The organism is Paenibacillus sp. FSL R5-0341, assembly GCF_037975235.1.
Taxonomy (GTDB): domain Bacteria; phylum Bacillota; class Bacilli; order Paenibacillales; family Paenibacillaceae; genus Paenibacillus; species Paenibacillus amylolyticus_A.
The window spans coordinates 4,392,700-4,411,205 of sequence record NZ_CP150241.1 but is presented as its reverse complement, the minus strand read 5'-3'; the positions used below and the strand labels follow the sequence as shown (position 1 = coordinate 4,411,205).

Here is an 18,506-nt window from a genome sequence, read left to right as displayed (position 1 = left end):
AAAATAACCCCGTTGTGCTAATCTCAAGCACAACGGGGTTATTTTTATTTGTCAGCGAGTGCATCACAGAATGCCTTACCGTAAGGTGGAAGGTCGGGTGGACGACGCGCTGAGATGATATGGCCATCAACAACAACCGCTTCATCTTTCCATATGGCACCTGCATTTTCCATGTCATCTCGAATGCCTGGTGTAGAGGTTACCGTTACCCCGTCCAGAATTTTGGCGGAGATCAGCACCCAACCTGCATGACAGATCTGTCCAATCGGTTTCTTGTCTGCATTCATTTCCTTCACAAGCTCAAGTACCTTGGGATAACGACGCAGCTTGTCCGGCGCCCAGCCCCCTGGCACGAGAATACCATCATAATGTGAACTGTCGAGTTCATCGAAACTGTATTCAGCTTCAGCAGGGACACCATATTTGCCAATATAGGTTTTTCCTTTTTTCTCGCCAGCCAGATGCACCTCCGCGCCTTCTTCACGAACACGATGCACAGGGTACCACAATTCCAGATCTTCGAATTCTTCATCGACCAGAGCGATGACTTTTTTACCGGTTAATCTCATATCCATCTCTCCTTTTTGTGGTGATTAGGGATGTCGCGTCTATAATTGTAACAGATTCTCCGTGGGAGTTCATGGAAGTGCACATTCACTTTTGAGGAAGCGATTACAAGTCAAGGACTGCCTGCATTCGACAACCTTCATCTGGTGGGAGTGGTAATTTGTGCAACCTCTCGTTTGCAGCAGGATTTGAGCCGAAATAGGTCGAATGGTACTTATATAAGAGTATAGAACGAATGAGGTGATGGTTGTGCGCAAGTCGTGCAGATGTGGACATGTAATGGAGTTGGAATTAAGAACAGTGGTATACGCCAAAAAGGTGGAAATTCGAAACGTACCTGTATTTGCATGTACAGACTGTGTATCCTACGAAGTGCTTCCGCCGGTCAAGCCGGACTTAACAGAATGCATAAGCACATTGGGTGAACAACCCGTGAAGCAGGACGTATCTTTTGGTGAACGGAATGAACTGGCAGATCTGTTTCATGAGCAATTGCTAGCCTGGCCAGATGCGACAGATCGGGAGATGGAATATCGCATGCAGCAAGCGGTGGAGGAACGTATTAATCTGCTGCTGGACATTATGGGTTACGCAACGAAGTCTGGAGATACAGCGTGGATTGAGACCACACAGCGCAGATTAAGTCAATTATCCGGATTTGTGTGGCAGGAGTACTTCTCGAATGCTGTCTAATTTTGACGTGTAAAATGCTTGTTTTCATGAAAATTGGCTTTTTCGCGCACTTTTTGTTAAGATATCGAAGAGTGAAAACGCTCAACATAGCGGTATTCCTGGTAAAGGGGGATGTATATCTAATGGCTGACATGACTAAAATGACAAGTATTGAACAGCTAAACTCCGCAGTGGAGGCTACCAAGGATCAACCCTTGCTTCTGTTTAAGCACAGCACACGCTGCCCGATCAGCTCGAATGCTTATCAGGAGATGAACGATTATTTGCATAACAATCCCAATGAACAAGTGAAATATGGCATCATTTATGTTGTGGAAGATCGCCCGGTATCCAATGAAGCAGCAGATAAGCTGGGTGTTAAGCACGAATCTCCACAGGCGATCCTGATCAAAAAGGGAATTCCTGTATGGCATACTTCCCATTCAGATATTACTAGCGCCACACTTACGAATGTTTTGAGTGAGTCCTAAAGCCTATTTTAATTGATTAATGCAAAAATTTGTCGTAATATAAATCTTAATGAAAATGGTATGAAAATTTACTGGTAATGGAGAGAAGTACTGTGACGGTAACCATTTATGATGTGGCACGTGAAGCTGGAGTGTCTATGGCAACGGTATCACGGGTAGTTAATAATAACCCTAATGTCAAACCGCAAACGCGGAAAAAAGTATATGAAGCCATCGAACGGTTGGGATATCGTCCGAATGCGGTAGCCAGAGGTCTGGCAAGCAAGAAGACAACCACGGTCGGGGTCGTTATTCCGGATATTTCGAACTCAACCTTCGCGGAGATTGCCCGCGGAATTGAAGATATTGCGAATATGTATCACTACAATATCATTTTGTGTAATGCAGATAAGAAGAAAGAAAAAGAAATTCGTGTTATTAACACCTTGCTTGAAAAACAAGTAGACGGACTGCTCTTCATGGGCGGAACAGTAACGGACGAACACATTCAGGCGTTCCAGTCTGCGGCTGTGCCGATCGTACTTTGTGCAACGAGTGATGAGAAGGGAACATTCCCTTCGGTGGATATTGACCATGAGGCGGCTGCGTTTGACGCCGTAAACACCCTGATTCGTCATGGACACAAGGAAATTGCAATGATCAGTGGTACACTGCAAGATCCTGCGAATGGATATGCCCGTTTCCAAGGTTACAAGAAAGCACTGGAAGCAGCAGGCATGGAATATCAAGAGGATCTGGTACGTATCGGTAACTATCGTTACGAATCCGGTGTGGAAGCGATGAAGTATTTCCTCGGACTGAAGAAGAAACCGTCGGCGATCTTTGCGGCAACAGATGAAATGGCGATTGGTGCCATTCACAGCATCCAGGATGAAGGCCTGAAAGTACCGGATGATTTCTCCATTATTAGTGTGGATAACATCCGTATGGCTTCCATGGTGCGTCCTCAGTTGACGACAGTGGCTCAGCCAATGTACGATCTTGGTGCAGTAGCGATGCGTTTGCTGACGAAGCTGATGAAGAAGGAAAATGTGGAGAACCCACGTGTTATTTTGCCTCATGAAACGATTCTTCGTCTGTCTGTAAGTCACGCAGATGTAGTTTAATCGGGATTATATACAGGAAAGGGAGAAGTCATTCTCTCTACATAGTGGATATGCGAAAGCTCCGGAGACGGAGCTTTTGTGCTGAATGAGATTAAAAATAAAAACAGGGGGTATCAGAAGATGCGCGAAACGATTGGTATTATCGGAGCGATGGATGAGGAAGTAGAGCTTTTGCTGGCAGGTATGAAGCAGCTGGAGACGGTCAAACAAACCGGGATTACATACGTTGCAGGCGAGTGGCTTGGCAAGCAAATCGTTGTTTGCAAATCCGGTGTAGGTAAAGTAAACGCAGCGGTTACGACACAGATCTTGATCGATCGTTTTCAGGTCAACCGCATTATTTTCACAGGTGTTGCGGGTGCGGTTAACCCGGAGCTGAACATTGGAGATATGGTTATATCGTCTGTATGTGTTCAGCACGACATGGATGTAACGCCACTGGGGTTCGAACGCGGAGTAATTCCTTACCAGGAGACATCTGCATTCCCCGCCGAGGCTTCACTTATTGCACTTGCTGAAGAAGCGTGCAAAGCTCAGGGGGCCAATTATCTGATCGGTAAAGTGTTATCTGGAGACCAATTTATTGCGAATAAAGATACGGTTAATATGTTATATACCGAAATGGACGGTGCATGTGCCGAGATGGAAGGGGCAGCAGTCGCACAGGTCTGTTATATGAATCGTGTACCATTTGTTGTCCTGCGTGGTATGTCGGATAAAGCGGATGGTTCAGCGCATGTTAACTTTGCTGAATTTACCGTGGAATCTTCGCAGCGTTCGCACCGCATTGTGGAGCATATGCTAGAAAATATGTAATGGCATAGTTTCGAAAGTAATGCGATACGTTATGAATGAAAAACCGCCCTTTGATTAGCTGTTCCATGAATGATGGAGCAACGCTGCGAGAGGCGGTTTTTGTTATGTATATCGTTTTCGAAAATAGATCATCGAATTAGTACATGAACCGATGACGGAAGCGTACACGATCAAACTGTTCTTCCGATGTCATGGGCACCTGACTTCCGATACGTACCATCAAACAGTTGGCAGGATGTGAACAGATTTCAGGGTCGTCTGTTGCATACCACGTCATGTCGATCGTTTCCATCAGCCTCTCCATCATTTTGCGATAATCCCATACGTTTAGTCCGCTGCCCTTAAGGTCCCAATGCCAATAATATTCTGTCGTGAAAATAATGTAGTTCTCCATATGTTTATCTTCCAGAGCCGTAAGCAGCATTTCACGTCCAATGCCAAGCGAGCGGTATTCGTCCGCAACCTCGATTGCCCCAAGCTCAATCAGATCAGTCATGTTGCCCTCAGACCAGCGTTCACACTCATCCGCATAGTGAAAGGTTACATAGCCGATAATCGTTTCATTTTCATGTGCGAGGATAATTCGACCTTCTGGCAATGCTGCAATCTCAGCCAACGCTTCCTGTTGCTCGGTTGGGCGCCGAAAGGCATCCAGATCCGGATGGAAGGCAAGGTGGGTTATTTCCTCGGCCTGCATGGGGCCTTCAATGGTAATTCGGTGGCCGGACTTGAAGATGGAACGCATGTGATATTCCTTGATATGTTCCATGGTTCATGCTCCTCTCTCCCTACTTATAGAGGTTGTTCAAAAAGGCCGCTATAGCAAAAATCCAAAAAATTGAAAAGCCATAGACGACAATTGAAAAGATTTGCTATAATTGCGTAGACAAAAAATGTTCACAATTCAATACAGTATAGTTAACATCTGTTTGGCCGAGCAAGTACATGATGAGAAGTTCTCTCTACTAATGTAAGCGCTAACTGGAAGTTCAGTCAACACCAAGGCAATGAGAATTAACCCATAATGGGAATCGAAATGTCGAGTTGAAGGAGGCTGGCAAGCATGAGTCAAGCACATGGTGAGATGCTGCAAACGGTTGTGTCCGAATCTAACCTGGGCGATTACACGGAGGCGAGAAGCCGGTTCGATTGGGAATCGGTGGAAAGGCACTTTACGTGGCACGCCAGCGGAAAAGTGAACATGGCGCATGAAGCGATTGACCGTCATGTACTGGAAGGAAGAGGCGGAAGAACCGCTTTATTGTATAGTGATGCTTCGCGTGAAGAGGCCTATACCTTCGCTGATCTGAGTGAACAGTCGAGTCGGTTCGGGAATGTTCTCCGCAAATATGGCATAGCCAAAGGGGAGCGCGTGTTTATTTTTATGCCGCGTAGCCCGGAGCTGTATTTTAGTCTTCTGGGTATATTGAAGGCTGGAGCCATCGCGGGCCCTTTGTTCGAAGCGTTTATGGAAACGGCTGTGAAGGATCGGCTGGAGGATAGCGGGGCTGTAGCACTCGTCACGACTCCGGAATTGCTGGGGCGGATTAAACGTTCCGAACTGCCTGAACTGAAACATATCTTTATTGTGGGTGGCGGCGCACAGCATGAAGAAGGACTCATTGATTTTGATGCAGAGATGTCTGCAGCTTCGGATGAGATGGAAGTGGAGTGGTTGAATCGTGAGGATGGCTTGTTAATTCACTATACCTCAGGCTCTACGGGTAAACCCAAAGGGGTCTACCATGTTCAGAATGCCATGATTCAGCACTATTATACAGGTAAGGTTGTTCTGGATTTGCGTGAGGATGACGTGTATTGGTGTACAGCTGACCCTGGTTGGGTGACAGGTACGTCTTATGGGATCTTTGCCCCGTGGCTCAACGGAGTGACTAATGTGATACGTGGCGGTCGCTTCAGTCCTCAAGATTGGTACAATACCATCCAGAAGAACAAAGTCACCATCTGGTACAGTGCACCAACGGCCTTCCGTATGCTGATGGGTGCAGGAGAAGAGACGATTGCCCAGCATGATCTGAGCAGTCTGCGTCACGTGATGTCTGTCGGTGAACCGCTCAATCCGGAGGTTGTTCGTTGGGGATGGAAAGCCTATGGTCAGCGAATTCATGATACATGGTGGATGACCGAAACAGGTGCGCAGCTGATCTGTAACTATCCTGGAATGCCGATTAAGCCTGGCTCCATGGGACGTCCATTGCCTGGAATTGAGGCAGCTATTATTGATGATCGCGGGCAGGAATTGCCGCCGTACAGTATGGGCAATCTGGCGATACGAACACCTTGGCCATCCATGATGGCGAAGATCTGGAATAATCCTGCGAAATACGAGGAGTATTTCAGGCTTACGGGCTGGTATGTGTCTGGCGACTCTGCTTATATGGATGAAGAAGGATATTTTTGGTTCCAAGGACGGATTGATGATGTGATTAATTCGTCAGGTGAGCGTATTGGACCCTTTGAGGTGGAGAGCAAGCTTGTGGAGCATCCTGCGGTAGCGGAGGCGGGGGTAATCGGCAAGCCGGATGTGACACGTGGGGAGATTATCAAGGCCTTTGTAGCGCTTCGTGAAGGATATGAGCCGACCCCGGAGCTAAAAGAAGAGATTTATCGTTTTGTAAAAGAAGGCCTGTCTGCTCATGCCGCTCCGCGTGAGATTGAGTTTAAGGATAAACTGCCCAAGACACGTTCCGGCAAGATCATGCGCCGGGTACTGAAAGCCTGGGAGCTTGATCTGCCAGCAGGAGATCTATCCACCATTGAAGACTAACGTGACAGTGCTAGGATCATGAATGTGTCGGTATCGTGTGGATACCAACGAGTATGGGGAAGAAGTTAATACTCTACGAATCCAAATACGGTGACTGTACGCATTTAAATCGGTTGTAAAAGCCTGCTTTATGCCAATGGCATAAAGCAGGCTTTTTTAGATGCTGCAAATGCAAATGAAAAAGCCGCACCCTCAGATACGGTCTGAGCGTGCGGCTTTTTGCGGATCACGATGTTGAATCAGGGTTGAAAATGTACGGCTGCAGAAGCTTCGGATTCACCCGCACTGTTGCTGGCAGATACCTTGAACCATCCAGCGGTAGTCGCAGGTACGCCATAATCCATGGTCGTTCCCGACGTTGTTCCAATTTTGGTGTAAGGAGCCGAACCTGTTTCACTGTAATATACAGCGTAACTATCTGCGTTCGGAGTGGACGCCCATTGAATACGTAGTCCTTGAGAGAGCGCAGATACGCTGACTTGACCAGGTGTACCTGGGGCTGTCGTTGTCGTATTATCGTTCTGCGTTTCTCCCGGAGTAATGACTGTACCTGGAACTTCAATTGGCTCATTAATCTCTTCTTCCACAGGAGGGGCTACACTTCCAGCACTATTTACGGTAGCGCTAGGAGCAGACTCTCTGCCCGCAACATCCACTGCGGTTACATAGAAGGCGAAGTTGCCGCCTGGCGCTGCATATGCAGAGAATGATCTGGATTCACCGGTCAGGACAACTTGACCCTGATTCTGGAATCCTCCACCGTTTACAGAACGATACAGACGATAACCAACGACATCATTTTCTGGTGTGGCATTAAATGTAATTACAGCTCGGTCACCCGAGGTAGAGATTCGTACGTTACCTGGTGCATCAGGAGCTTTGCCGTTATCTGTTCTTGGATCAATCTGTGTTGGCATGTCTGCATCAGCATCTTCAGGAAGATAATAAGCAAGTGACTCATGTCGACTCATACGTGAGAATGCATTTTGCAATTCTTTGATGAGATCCGAGATTGGTTTTTTACGTTTGATTACTGTTTTTTCCTTCAACATGTCCGAAGGTGTTCCGTCACGCGGAATATAGTTTACACCATTGTAAGTAATGTACCTGGCTTTGGCTACACCGTCATCGCTATCCTTCGGAACAAACTTGCTGTTGAAAATATCCGTAACAAATTTGTCAGTCATGGATGTTGGCAACTTGCCGCTGTATGCCGACACCGTGCGTGTTTCGATGCCAGATGGTTTTTTGAACGAATCCGTGACGAACAGATCTTTTTGCGTATCGATCACTTCGTTCAGGATTTTCGACCACAGTTGCTGCGCACGTTTTCTCTGTGATTTACTTTCCAGCGTATTCACCGGCTGTTTGTATCCAACCCACACGCCAAGTGTGACATCTGGTGTATAACCTTCAAACCAGACATCTGCGTAGTTTTGAGTGGAACCCGTTTTACCTACGATTGGTACACTCTTGGAATATTTGTAATTTTCACGTACTTTATCTGCCGTTCCTTCTGTAATAACGGTCCGCAGCATATCGGTCATCAGGTATGCTGTCTGCTCCGAGAAGGCTTGGACAGGTTCAGTATCGTGTTTATAAACAATGTTGCCTTTGGAATCTACGATTTTGCTAATCATGTAAGAATCGTTATATACACCATTATTGGCGATCGCACCATAGGCACTGGTTAATTCTTCAACGGTTACACCGTATTGGAGACCTCCGAGAACACCGGTCTGAGCCTGATAGTCTTCCTTCTGAATGGTGGTAATACCCAGTTTCTTGGCGAAGGTCCAAGCCTTCTCGATTCCTACTTCTTCATTAAACAACTTCAGAGCCGGTATATTAAGAGAATAATTCAGTGCTCTGCGGGCAGTGACCAGTCCCTGATACCGGTTATTGGCATTCTTGGCAATGTGGTAGCCGCTCGGACCATTTTTGAGAATGATCGGTGAGTCATCAATAATAGAAGCAGGTTGGACAAGACCTTCATCTAGCGCAGGAAGATAAGCGGCTATAGGTTTCATCGTTGAACCTGGCTGACGTATCATCTGCGTTGCGTAGTTCATCTGTTCATCCTGGAAATTCCGGCCCTCAATCATACCCAGAATAGCACCCGTTTTGTGATTAATCAGCATGGCAGCAGTTTGTTCTTTTCCTTTGACAGGATCATCTGCTGAGAAATTGCTGTCATCTTCCGCAATGGTACGCATCGTTTTGTAGATACTTTTGTTGATGGTCGTGTAAATGCGGTATCCACCTGTACGCAGTTGCGTCTGAGCTTCCTCTAATAACGCACTACTTTCCTTCTGAGGTGTGTCTGCATCTGTACCTTTGTCTGTGGATTCAGCTGTATCGGAATTCAATTGTTTCATCAAAATCTGTGCAGCTTGTCGTTCCGTTTCCATCATAAGATATGGATAAGTATTGTAAGCCTTGATGGTCTTCGGAGCGAGTGAACTTTTAATATCAAAAGCAAGAGCTTCATCATGCTCGGACTGATTGATTTTGCCCAGTTCAAGCATACGGCGTAATACCAGATGCTGACGGTTGATTGCGCGGTCAAAATTTTCCTCTACAAAATCGCCTTTACCGTTAAAGGCAGAGTAAGAGGAGGGGAGCTGCGGCAATCCAGCAAGATAAGCAGCCTGAGCGATGTTGATTTTTTCAAGATCATTAATATTGAACAGACCTTTGGCAGCGGCCTTGATTCCGTAAACGTTGTATCCGCTGGAACCGTTACCGAAAGGAACCTTGTTCAGATAGGCTGTCATGATCTCGTCTTTGGTCAGGAAACGTTCGAGTCGGAGTGAGAGCAAGATTTCTTTCACTTTCCGATCTTCCGTGCGATCCAAATTCAGAAACACACGACGCGCCAATTGCTGAGTCAGTGTACTACCGCCGGTTTGTACTGATTCTTTCAGCACTTTTTGTTTCACGGCACGGAGCGTTCCGCTCATGTCTACACCTTTATGTTCGTAAAAATGATTGTCTTCAATTGAAACGACAGCATCAATAACCTTTTGTGGGATCTGGTCCGTAGTGACCGGACGCCTGTCTTCTTCTGTACGTAATTGACCGATCGGACTGCCGTCGGCAAAGTAAGCAAAGCCTGTGATGGAGTTTTCGCTGACTTTTTGTTCAATCAGGGCCCTTGAACGGACAGGCTCGTCTTTCACAATGGAACTGACGTATCCCATCAAAGCACCGCCTACAAATAGTGCCCCCATAAAGCCAAGGACAACCATCCATTTGACGAAACTTCCCAGTCTGCGGGCAAAGCTGCGCTTGCGTACAGGCTGTTCATCGGGCTTTTTCTTATTAACATCAACCATTCAGTGTCTTCCTCCTTTTAACAGCACTTATTATAGCATAAAAAGGCGGGTTTGCATGCCTGAGAAATACAAGTAATGGTCGAAATTTGCCATTCTGCCATGGATTATGCTATATATCATGCGATATTGAAGCACATTTCATGAGTTGTAAGCCAAAATAAGCAGGCCACCTCCATGCTGTGGTGCATAGGGTGGCCTGAATGATGTGTCGTTATGAGCTCTTCTACATCAGGTTTTGAAGCGTTGAATCAGTTCCAATAGTTCCTGGGTAAGATTAGCCAGCGAGGCAGATGCCGCTGTGATCTCTTCCATGGATGCAAGTTGTTCTTCAGAAGCAGAGGCAACACGAGTTGCGTGATCGGCTGTCTCATGTCCAATGGTTTTGAGTTGCACCAACGTGGCATCCACTTGTTGCGATCCAGCTGACATCTGCTGCGCAATGGCTGAGACATGCTCAATTTGCTCATTTACATCTGAAATCTGTGATGAGATGGTAAGGAAGAGTTCCCCGCTTTCATTAATCACTTCCGCAATATGGCTAACTTCGGAGTTCCCGTGTTCCATATTTTCAACGAGAGAAAGGACCTCTTGCTGAACGCTATGAATTAACTCTGCAATCTGCGCTGCTGATATTCTGGATTGTTCAGCCAGATTACGAATTTCCGAGGCAACAACACCAAACCCTCGTCCGTGTTCACCCGCTCGTGATGCTTCAATGGAAGCATTAAGTGCGAGAAGGTTGGTTTGCCGACTAACTTCCGTGATCATGCCCGTAATGTGTCCAATCTCTTCAGAGCGTTGACGGAAATTCTCCAGTGCGGTCATGGACGTTTGCACAGAAGAGGTGGCACTATCCACCAGACGCATGGCAGACTGAATTTTATCGGTTCCAACGGTTGTTCGCTCAGCCACAGCTCGTGATGAATCGGATACATCGGAGGCGGCTTTTGCGATTCTTCCGATCCCTGCAGATATTTCATTCATGGAACGGGAGGACTCTTGCAGTTCCTGCACCTGTTTACCTGCTTTATCTGCAAGTTCGACTCCTGTTAATGCAATCAGTTCGGCGGCTTTACCTGTTTCTTCGGCACCGGCGGTCAACTGTTGAGAAGTGGAGCCTACAGATAGAGCATGTTCGGATATAACCGATATCGTATGACGCAGTGTATCCATCATCTGATTCATATGACCTGCCATGATACCGAATTCATCTTTGGATCGTACGGGTAACTTTTGTGTCAGATCTCCGCCAGCCAGCTGTCCAGCCACGATATTGACCTGATTCAACTGCCTTACAATGGAGATAATGGTGTAAGTGACCACACCTGCAAGCAAAAGTACAGCCAATGCAGCAATCAATATGGACCAGTTCAAGCTTTCATAGAAAGGTTGAAGGATATGGCTCTTTGGCAGCGCCGAGACAAGGTACCAGTTCGAATCGGTTCCTTGCAACCTGGCGGGCTCGGCAATAAATAATTCTTCACCTACTTCAGGGTCAGTAGCGTAAAACTGGGACTTGCCAGACTGAATACGCTGAATGACTGACTCCATTTCAGCTGGAATGACGGCTCCTTCATTGGCCAGTTCCGGTTTGGAGCCGTGAGCAGCCATCTGTCCTTCACCAGTAATCAGCATCGCATAACCCTGATCCGGATTGAGTGATGCTATATTTTGCTGAAAACGATCAATGGTAAAGTCGGCCCCAACAATGCCCAGAAACGTTTTGTTTTCATCTAATAGAGGGAGCACAATCGAAACGAGTAGTGTTTCTTTTCCACCAACCGTATAGGTAACAGGCTCAGACCAATAGATGGATTTGGTTTTCTTGGGTTGCTGATAGTACGTACTGGTTTCACTGTTCCCCTCATAGGTAGTCAGAGGCTCAAAATACAGAGAGTTACCGTCCCGTATGGCGTATGGAACGAATCGCCCCGTAGCATCATCATATACATTTTTATTCACGTGATCCGCATCGTTCCCATCAAAGGCATTAGGTTCCCAGCCTGTATAAAAGCCGAAAACTTTCTCATCCTTTTTCAGATACTGTTCAAGAAGTCTAACGACTTCCTCACGGTTGAGAGACCCGTTCTGAGCGGCATCCAATAACGTGGTACTCATGGTGTCTAATGTGTTTTTGACCTGATTAATGTCAGTCATGAACTCGTTTGTAGCCTGGTTTGCTGCCTGTCCAGCAATGGATTCACCGTACTGCAGGCTTTTGTCGTAAATGGATTTGGTGTTAAATGCAATCAGGGCTCCGATACAGCAGAGTAATACGATCCCTAGTAGAAGTCCAAGCTTAACAGCCAGCTTGCGATTGCGAAAAAAAAGCATGTTTAATCCCCCTCGATGTTACTCTTGTGATGTTAGTATGGATGTGTGCTTCTCCTATAGGGAGTCTATATTTTATATCGATATTTTAGCTTCTATTATGAAGATAAATAGAAAAAAGCATAGAAAAACAGCTGCCGAGAAAATCTCGACAGCTGTTTGGATTGAAACTTTAATGTGATTGCAACGATTAACGGTTGTAGAACTCGACGATTTGTTTTTCATCGATGTCTTGGGACAATTCAGCACGCTCAGGCAAGCGGATGAATTTACCTTCTACAGCTGCTTCGTTGTATTCAACGTATGCTGGAAGATGCGAACGGCCTTCCAAAGCTTCTTTAACGGAAGAAAGAGCGCGGCTCTTCTCACGCAAGCCGATTACATCGCCAGTGCTTACTTGGTAAGAAGCGATATCGACTTTTTTGCCGTTTACAGTTACGTGACCGTGTGCTACCAACTGACGCGCTCCAGCGCGGGAGTTAGCAAACCCAAGGCGGTAAACGAGGTTGTCAAGGCGGCACTCAAGCAAGAACATGAAGTTTTCGCCGGCAATACCTTGCATTTTTTGAGCTTTAGAGAACAGTGTGCGGAATTGCTTCTCGCCCAAACCGTACATGTGGCGCAATTTTTGTTTTTCTTGCAATTGCATACCGTAGTTGCTCATTTTTCTGCGTTGGTTAGCTCCGTGCTGACCTGGAGGGAAAGGGCGTTTCAATTCTTTGCCTGTTCCGCTAAGGGAAATGCCGAGGCGACGGCTCAATTTAAATTTAGGACCAGTGTAACGTGCCATGTTTAAAGTAGCTCCTTTTTAGTTAAAGTTCATATTAGGGCTCTGTTTGCGCTCCAATTTGTTGATGCGGGCTTGGCCTCGCATAGAACGATCAGGAAAGTTCAGCCGCTGTCCTGAAAGCAACAAAAAGAATGAGGGTGACACAACCGGTAATGCCCAAATTTAAAGACCCATTAGTAGTCTTCATCAACAATTTATATTACAGTTTAAGAGAACGAAAGTCAAGCGTAGAATAAAAGCAAAAAAACGTCTAAATTTGTCGATAGGTCATTGGGCCTAAAATAATGGGACAATTTTCTGAAATATGGATGCAAAAAAGCTTTAAACAGAGTAAAATAGATTGTATCTTAACTTTAAATCATCTTTATGTAACAAGGTTATCGCAGCGAATTTGCAGGTTTGCGATAACGTCTGCAGATTAATGCATCCTGGTGGATGCAAAAACGGTGCAAAGGAGCGCCTGACATGTTAGAACATCTAAGAAGTTTACCTGCCAGCTTGAATTCACGAAGTTCGGGCGATTCCGCATCTTTTGCCGCTCCTCATCCTCATGAAGAGCATGTGTTGTGGATGCAAAAAATGGATATCACACCTTTTGATTTTTCATATTTGGGCAGCTTGCTAGAGCAGGCTTACAGGGACTGGAACTCCAAATTAGATCCGGGCCTGGACAGGAGATCAACCTTTTACAGCGTATGGAACACGGAAGGCGATTGTATAGGGTACGATCGTGATCGAGATGCTGATTCGGGCGTGGATGCACGCAGGCTTGTATTGGAATGTTTGGATAAGAGACAAGCCCTGTCCCATAGAGGGACTAGCGAACGTGGAGAATATCTCCTGATAACACATCCCTTATTCTCCAGAACGAACAAGGATATGTTTGCCGTATTCACTGCTGTGATCTATGAATCCAATCGATATGAAACGTCTGAAGCTGTGGTTCGATCTGAGGCATTGCATTACCGCACCTGCTTTTACCGAAGATTTGAATACATATTTATGACGGACCTGTTACATGCTCATGAACAAACAGCGCGTGAAGAACACCGGAGGTCCATCCTCTTTCAGATTGTTCAGCGAATGCATGACAAAATGGATGTCGACGCTATATTGGATGAGGTATTTGACAGTATGGACTATCTGTACCCAGCCACGTATATCAAACTGTATATGTCTCAGGATCAGAGCAACTTTAATCCACGGATTAAACCATTGCTTGTCCAGGAACGAGGAGAAGATATATGTGTGCGTTCGTTTATGGAAGGCAAGATGATCATTGCTCGTTCAGATGATGGAGAGAATCGCATCGTAGAGGTAGGTCTTCCTTTGAAAGGAAAACAAGGCATATACGGTGTGTTCCATATCGAAATGAACGAGGAGATCATGGAAGAATCGGATCTGCAATTGATTACGATGATGGTAGATACCGCAGGCACGGCTTTTGAGAACGCCAAGTTGCACGAACAATCCAATATGTTGATACAGGAACTTCGTCTAATCAATGATCTTACACAGCGCTTGAACAAGAGTCTGCATCTTTCGGAGATTTATCAACTATCCGAGCAAGAGCTAAAGGAAATATTTCAGGCTGAAACGTGCTGCATTTTACAACTCAATGATAATACGAATGACTTCGAAGTCATGTCATCTAACGTGAAAGATGTTTTTCACCAATCATTTTCTGTAGAATACGGTATCGCAGGCTTGCTGTATCGAACAGAGGAACCACTTATTATATCCAATTATGCGCAATATGATAAAGTGTCCTCCTTTTTCATGGAAGATACCGGATCCATGTCACTGATTGCATCACCGATCAGAGTCAATGGTGAAGTGAAGGGTGCCATTTTGCTTGGACACAGCAGAGAGCAATATTTTTCATACGATAATTATCGGCTCTTGCAGATGTTATCTATTCATATCGGGCTTGCCCTGTCGAATGCCATGTTACATGCCGAGGTTAGGCGTTTGGCTAATCTGGATATGTTGACGGGATTGTACGTAAGGCATTACCTGGATAGCGTCATTCACGAGCGTCAGGCTCATGAGTTCTGTGGCTCTCTCATTGTGGTGGATATCGATCAGTTCAAACAGGTGAATGATACATTTGGACACCAGACGGGGGATCAAGTACTGAAGCAAGTGAGTGAAATAGTCACCAGCTCTGTTCGTCCGGAAGACATCTGCGCCAGATGGGGTGGAGAAGAACTGGCCATCTATATGCCGCAGGTAAGTGTGCATCAGGCATTAGAATACGCGGAAGTGATCCGAAGGAGAGTTGCGGAAGAGACCAGACCTCTTGTTACGGTATCCAGTGGCATCGCCGAGTGGAATTGGATGGATGAGAAAGTTAGTGTAGAGTCATTGTTTTATCGAGCTGACATGGCTTTGTACAGCGCGAAGAATGGCGGTCGGAACAGAATCGTTGTAGAAGAACAGGAAGTATCGCGTTAAGAGAGAACCATTCCAATTGCGGAGTCGTTCTCTTTTTTTTATGTATTGGAGATCAAGTAGTTTATAGAAGGAAGTATAAGCAAATACGGGCAGGGCAATCTATGGAGAAAGTTGACGGAAGGGTGAAGATGGACATGGGCATGCTTAACCGCCGGTCGGTATGTACATTATGGTTACTTGTGAGCATCCTGATTATTGGTGTTCCGGGTTGTGGATTGATTCAGCGAGATCGAACACCTGAAGAAGTTTTTTCCCTGGCCTTATCCGGGATAGCCGGAAAAGAAACGTTAAGTTTTGAAGGAGAAGCAGGACTGCGACGGGAGAACAGTGGGCTGTTCGAGAATCAGTTTAAATTTGAAGGCAAGCTGGAGAATCATGATCGTCTGACCCTTCAGACCCGATTACCTGGAGAGGTAACTGCTGTGGGTACAGGTATTCATACGACCGCCGTAAACAATAACGGACAGCCCAGTGGGTTTAGCGCTTCTTTCGAGCGAAAACAAGGGCAATGGATGGCATTGTCGGCGCAGCATGAGCCGCTGCGTGGTTCTCTTTCCCGTTTTAATCCAATCGCCCAATTGGAGAAGATCGACGGAATGCACAAAACCATTCAATCGGAGTATGGGTCCGGGCGTCGAACCAGAACGTTACGGATTGAACTTGCACCGGAAGACGCCAAAACATGGGCTGTAACCCAGCTAAACGACGAGATGAACGCTATTCGAGCAGAATATATGCACAAGGCAGCTTCGGTGAAAGGAGCGCGTAAGGAGAAGCTTGAGAAGGACCTGGAGAAAGTATGGGCACAGGGTGAAACAACAATGCAGCAGATGATGGAAAAAGCCAACGTGCAAACAGTATATCATCTCACCGTAGATCGGAAGAGCAGTTTGCCTCTTCGCTTATCCTCTGAAAGTCAGGTGAGTTACACGGACAACAACCGTAAGAGCAACAAAGAAGCTCTTGTCACCGATGTAAACTTCAAGTCATATTAATAAATGAAGTATGGGACTGCCTGCTGACGGGATGACTGTTCGCGTGCTACAATAGTATCGTAATTTACCGTTGTTCAATTCAAGCAAGGCAGATGACAGGAGGATTTTACCAAGATGAAGGACCCAAGAATTCAAAAGCTTGCAGCAAGCCTGGTAGGCTATTCTGTAGATGTACAACCTGGTGAAAATGTATTGGTTGAGATGATTGGATCAGAACGTGATCTGATTAACGCCATTATTGAAGAGGTAGGCAAAAAAGGTGGTAACGTCTTTGTGCAGTTGACCGATAAGACCGTACAGCGTGCGATGTTGAAAAATGCGACAGTAGAAATGATGAAAACGTGGGCAGAGATTGATCTGAACCGTATGAAGCAGATGGATTGTTATATCGGTATTCGCGCGGGAGAAAATGTGAATGATCTGTCCGATGTGCCGGAAGAAAAAATGAAAATGTACAATTCTTTGTACTCCCACCCGGTACATAGTGAACAACGTGTCAAACATACGAAATGGGTTGTACTTCGTTACCCTAACGCAAGTATGGCGCAACTGGCGAATACGAGCACAGAAGCGTTTGAAGATTTCTACTTCGACGTATGTAACCTGGATTATGCCAAAATGGACAAAGCACAGGACTCACTGGCTAACCTGATGAAACGTACGGATAAAGTTCGCATCACGGGACCAGGAACAGAGCTGAGCTTCTCCATTAAAGATATTGGTGCAGAGAAATGTTCTGGCCAAAAAAATATTCCGGATGGCGAAGTGTACAGTGCCCCTGTACGTGATTCCGTGAACGGAACAATTAGTTATAACTCGCCAACCCTGTACAATGGAGTGACTTTTGAAAATATCAAGTTCACGTTCAAGGATGGCAAAATTGTTGAAGCGACAAGCAACGACACAGAGCGTTTGAATGAAATTTTGAATTCGGATGAGGGTGCTCGTCATATCGGTGAATTCGCGATTGGATTTAACCCGCATATTCTGCATCCGATGAAAGATATCTTGTTCGATGAAAAAATCGCAGGCAGCTTGCACTTTACGCCAGGTCAGGCGTATGAAGAAACCGACAATGGCAACCGCTCATCCATTCACTGGGATCTGGTGTTGATCCAGCGTCCGGATTACGGCGGCGGGGAGATTTATTTTGACGATGTACTGATTCGTAAAGACGGTATCTTTGTTATTCCTGAGCTGGAATGCCTCAATCCGGACCGTTTGAAATAGGAACAGGATTTTGCTGTTGCTAGGAAAGCGGATTCACGGTATCATGTAGTGGTAATTAATAGATGATACCAAAGTAAAAAGACGGAGGGATTCCTATGTCGAGTAATAACGCGGCTGTAGTGGAAATTGCTCAAACAGCAGGCAAGTTTACTTCTTCAATCGTGCTTCATTCGGAGAACAAGTATATCGATGTGAAAAGCATTCTCGGGTTGTTTACAACGCTGATCAGCACCCACAGCTATGAACTGCATGTTCATGGACCAGATGCAGTTGAAGCGAAAGCAGCCATGTCAGAAGTATTTGCCAAGCATGGACTGAATGTAAGCATCGCATCTGAGTAATAGCTCTCAAGAAGCACCTCTGCCTTTTTTGGCAGGGGTGTTTTTTGGCATTGCATGACCTGAATCCTCATCTGGACATCTCTGGAACAGGGGGAATAAGCTGCAAGAGAAGGCTTCACTTTGTGGGCTTATTTTGGTCAGGTTCTTGTATTAGCTCTCCATTTCGTCTAATATTAGAGGTAGAACGTCTTTACGCGATTTTTGGGACATAGGGGGGAAAAATGCATGACTTCATCTGATCTGCAGGACCAGCTGAATTTGAAAGCGATCAGTCTTCTTCAAGAAGATGCAGATAAAATACAGAAGCTTATTGAAGTACAGATGGAGAATCTGGCTACCCGCTACTGCCCTCTCTATGAGGAAGTATTGGATACACAGATGTATGGGTTCTCCAAGGAAGTTGACTTTGCTGTTCGTGCAGGGCTCCTTCCAGAAGGTGCAGGTAAGCAGCTGGTTAGCGCGCTTGAGCGGAATTTGGCAATTCTATATGAAGCCTTGAACAAAAAGAATGAGCAATAGCCTGCAAATGCGCGGGTCAGAATAGAAGGCATGCAGGCGTTTATGCATGCTTTTTTTGTGCGTCT

General features: G+C 45.9%; 15 protein-coding genes. 10 read left to right on the top strand and 5 right to left on the bottom strand.

What is annotated here, in order from left to right; translation table 11 throughout:
- Positions 1-44 precede the first annotated feature (44 nt).
- The gene (locus tag MKX75_RS19740) at positions 45-569 is read right to left on the bottom strand and encodes a type 1 glutamine amidotransferase domain-containing protein (protein ID WP_062835386.1); all 525 of its coding nucleotides are present in this window, start codon (positions 567-569) and stop codon (positions 45-47) included.
- Between the two features lie 277 nt (positions 570-846).
- On the opposite strand from MKX75_RS19740, the gene MKX75_RS19735 reads away from it, so the two are divergent.
- From MKX75_RS19735 to MKX75_RS19720, 4 genes are all read left to right on the top strand, one after another.
- Positions 847-1,260, top strand: a complete 414-nt coding sequence (locus MKX75_RS19735; protein WP_062835385.1) for a hypothetical protein — start codon at positions 847-849, stop codon at positions 1,258-1,260.
- Between the two features lie 122 nt (positions 1,261-1,382).
- Positions 1,383-1,730, top strand: a complete 348-nt coding sequence (gene ytxJ / locus MKX75_RS19730; RefSeq protein ID WP_264927987.1) for a bacillithiol system redox-active protein YtxJ — start codon at positions 1,383-1,385, stop codon at positions 1,728-1,730.
- Positions 1,731-1,822: 92 nt separating this feature from the next.
- Positions 1,823-2,836 carry a catabolite control protein A gene (gene ccpA, locus MKX75_RS19725; protein ID WP_062835383.1) on the top strand — a complete coding sequence of 338 codons (1,014 nt, stop codon included), beginning with the start codon at positions 1,823-1,825 and terminating at the stop codon, positions 2,834-2,836.
- Positions 2,837-2,956: 120 nt separating this feature from the next.
- Entirely contained in the window at positions 2,957-3,652 is a 696-nt protein-coding gene (locus MKX75_RS19720) for a 5'-methylthioadenosine/adenosylhomocysteine nucleosidase (protein ID WP_062835382.1), read from the top strand.
- A 136-nt stretch (positions 3,653-3,788) separates the two neighbouring features.
- On the opposite strand, the gene MKX75_RS19715 is transcribed toward MKX75_RS19720, so the two are convergent.
- Entirely contained in the window at positions 3,789-4,421 is a 633-nt protein-coding gene (locus tag MKX75_RS19715) for a GNAT family N-acetyltransferase (protein WP_076332395.1), read from the bottom strand.
- Positions 4,422-4,715: 294 nt separating this feature from the next.
- Here MKX75_RS19715 and acsA point away from each other — a divergent pair, with 294 nt between their 5' ends.
- Complete coding sequence (gene acsA / locus MKX75_RS19710) at positions 4,716-6,440, top strand: acetate--CoA ligase (RefSeq protein WP_145151220.1); 1,725 nt, start codon at positions 4,716-4,718, stop codon at positions 6,438-6,440.
- Positions 6,441-6,679: 239 nt separating this feature from the next.
- On the opposite strand, the gene MKX75_RS19705 is transcribed toward acsA, so the two are convergent.
- The 3 genes from MKX75_RS19705 to rpsD form a co-directional block, all read right to left on the bottom strand.
- Positions 6,680-9,778, bottom strand: coding sequence for a transglycosylase domain-containing protein (locus MKX75_RS19705; protein WP_339166492.1), 3,099 nt, complete (start codon positions 9,776-9,778; stop codon positions 6,680-6,682).
- Between the two features lie 228 nt (positions 9,779-10,006).
- On the bottom strand, positions 10,007-12,112 hold the full coding sequence (locus tag MKX75_RS19700; RefSeq protein ID WP_339166491.1) for a methyl-accepting chemotaxis protein: 2,106 nt from the start codon (positions 12,110-12,112) through the stop codon (positions 10,007-10,009).
- Positions 12,113-12,299: 187 nt separating this feature from the next.
- Positions 12,300-12,899, bottom strand: coding sequence for a 30S ribosomal protein S4 (gene rpsD, locus MKX75_RS19695; RefSeq protein WP_062835377.1), 600 nt, complete (start codon positions 12,897-12,899; stop codon positions 12,300-12,302).
- Between the two features lie 465 nt (positions 12,900-13,364).
- Here rpsD and MKX75_RS19690 point away from each other — a divergent pair, with 465 nt between their 5' ends.
- From MKX75_RS19690 to MKX75_RS19670, 5 genes are all read left to right on the top strand, one after another.
- Complete coding sequence (locus MKX75_RS19690; protein ID WP_339166490.1) at positions 13,365-15,356, top strand: sensor domain-containing diguanylate cyclase; 1,992 nt, start codon at positions 13,365-13,367, stop codon at positions 15,354-15,356.
- 101 nt (positions 15,357-15,457) lie between these two features.
- Positions 15,458-16,351 carry a hypothetical protein gene (locus MKX75_RS19685; RefSeq protein WP_339166489.1) on the top strand — a complete coding sequence of 298 codons (894 nt, stop codon included), beginning with the start codon at positions 15,458-15,460 and terminating at the stop codon, positions 16,349-16,351.
- 114 nt (positions 16,352-16,465) lie between these two features.
- Positions 16,466-17,581 (top strand): aminopeptidase, encoded by a 1,116-nt coding sequence (locus MKX75_RS19680; protein ID WP_339166488.1) that lies wholly within the window; start codon positions 16,466-16,468, stop codon positions 17,579-17,581.
- A gap of 95 nt (positions 17,582-17,676) precedes the next feature.
- Complete coding sequence (locus MKX75_RS19675; RefSeq protein WP_036614658.1) at positions 17,677-17,922, top strand: HPr family phosphocarrier protein; 246 nt, start codon at positions 17,677-17,679, stop codon at positions 17,920-17,922.
- Between the two features lie 225 nt (positions 17,923-18,147).
- Positions 18,148-18,441: a YlaN family protein gene (locus MKX75_RS19670; RefSeq protein WP_017687426.1), complete on the top strand. Its 294-nt coding sequence runs from the start codon at positions 18,148-18,150 to the stop codon at positions 18,439-18,441.
- The last annotated feature ends 65 nt before the right edge of the window (positions 18,442-18,506 follow it).

What these genes read in the sequence shown, in the direction of transcription:
- MKX75_RS19740 (WP_062835386.1), bottom strand. Translation starts at nt 569, where the DNA reads ATGAGATTAACCGGTAAAAAAGTCATCGCTCTGGTCGATGAAGAATTC.
- MKX75_RS19735 (WP_062835385.1), top strand. Translation starts at nt 847, where the DNA reads ATGGAGTTGGAATTAAGAACAGTGGTATACGCCAAAAAGGTGGAAATT.
- ytxJ (WP_264927987.1), top strand. Translation starts at nt 1,383, where the DNA reads ATGGCTGACATGACTAAAATGACAAGTATTGAACAGCTAAACTCCGCA.
- MKX75_RS19720 (WP_062835382.1), top strand. Translation starts at nt 2,957, where the DNA reads ATGCGCGAAACGATTGGTATTATCGGAGCGATGGATGAGGAAGTAGAG.
- MKX75_RS19715 (WP_076332395.1), bottom strand. Translation starts at nt 4,421, where the DNA reads ATGGAACATATCAAGGAATATCACATGCGTTCCATCTTCAAGTCCGGC.
- acsA (WP_145151220.1), top strand. Translation starts at nt 4,716, where the DNA reads ATGAGTCAAGCACATGGTGAGATGCTGCAAACGGTTGTGTCCGAATCT.
- MKX75_RS19705 (WP_339166492.1), bottom strand. Translation starts at nt 9,778, where the DNA reads ATGGTTGATGTTAATAAGAAAAAGCCCGATGAACAGCCTGTACGCAAG.
- MKX75_RS19700 (WP_339166491.1), bottom strand. Translation starts at nt 12,112, where the DNA reads ATGCTTTTTTTTCGCAATCGCAAGCTGGCTGTTAAGCTTGGACTTCTA.
- rpsD (WP_062835377.1), bottom strand. Translation starts at nt 12,899, where the DNA reads ATGGCACGTTACACTGGTCCTAAATTTAAATTGAGCCGTCGCCTCGGC.
- MKX75_RS19690 (WP_339166490.1), top strand. Translation starts at nt 13,365, where the DNA reads ATGTTAGAACATCTAAGAAGTTTACCTGCCAGCTTGAATTCACGAAGT.
- MKX75_RS19685 (WP_339166489.1), top strand. Translation starts at nt 15,458, where the DNA reads ATGGAGAAAGTTGACGGAAGGGTGAAGATGGACATGGGCATGCTTAAC.
- MKX75_RS19680 (WP_339166488.1), top strand. Translation starts at nt 16,466, where the DNA reads ATGAAGGACCCAAGAATTCAAAAGCTTGCAGCAAGCCTGGTAGGCTAT.
- MKX75_RS19675 (WP_036614658.1), top strand. Translation starts at nt 17,677, where the DNA reads ATGTCGAGTAATAACGCGGCTGTAGTGGAAATTGCTCAAACAGCAGGC.
- MKX75_RS19670 (WP_017687426.1), top strand. Translation starts at nt 18,148, where the DNA reads ATGACTTCATCTGATCTGCAGGACCAGCTGAATTTGAAAGCGATCAGT.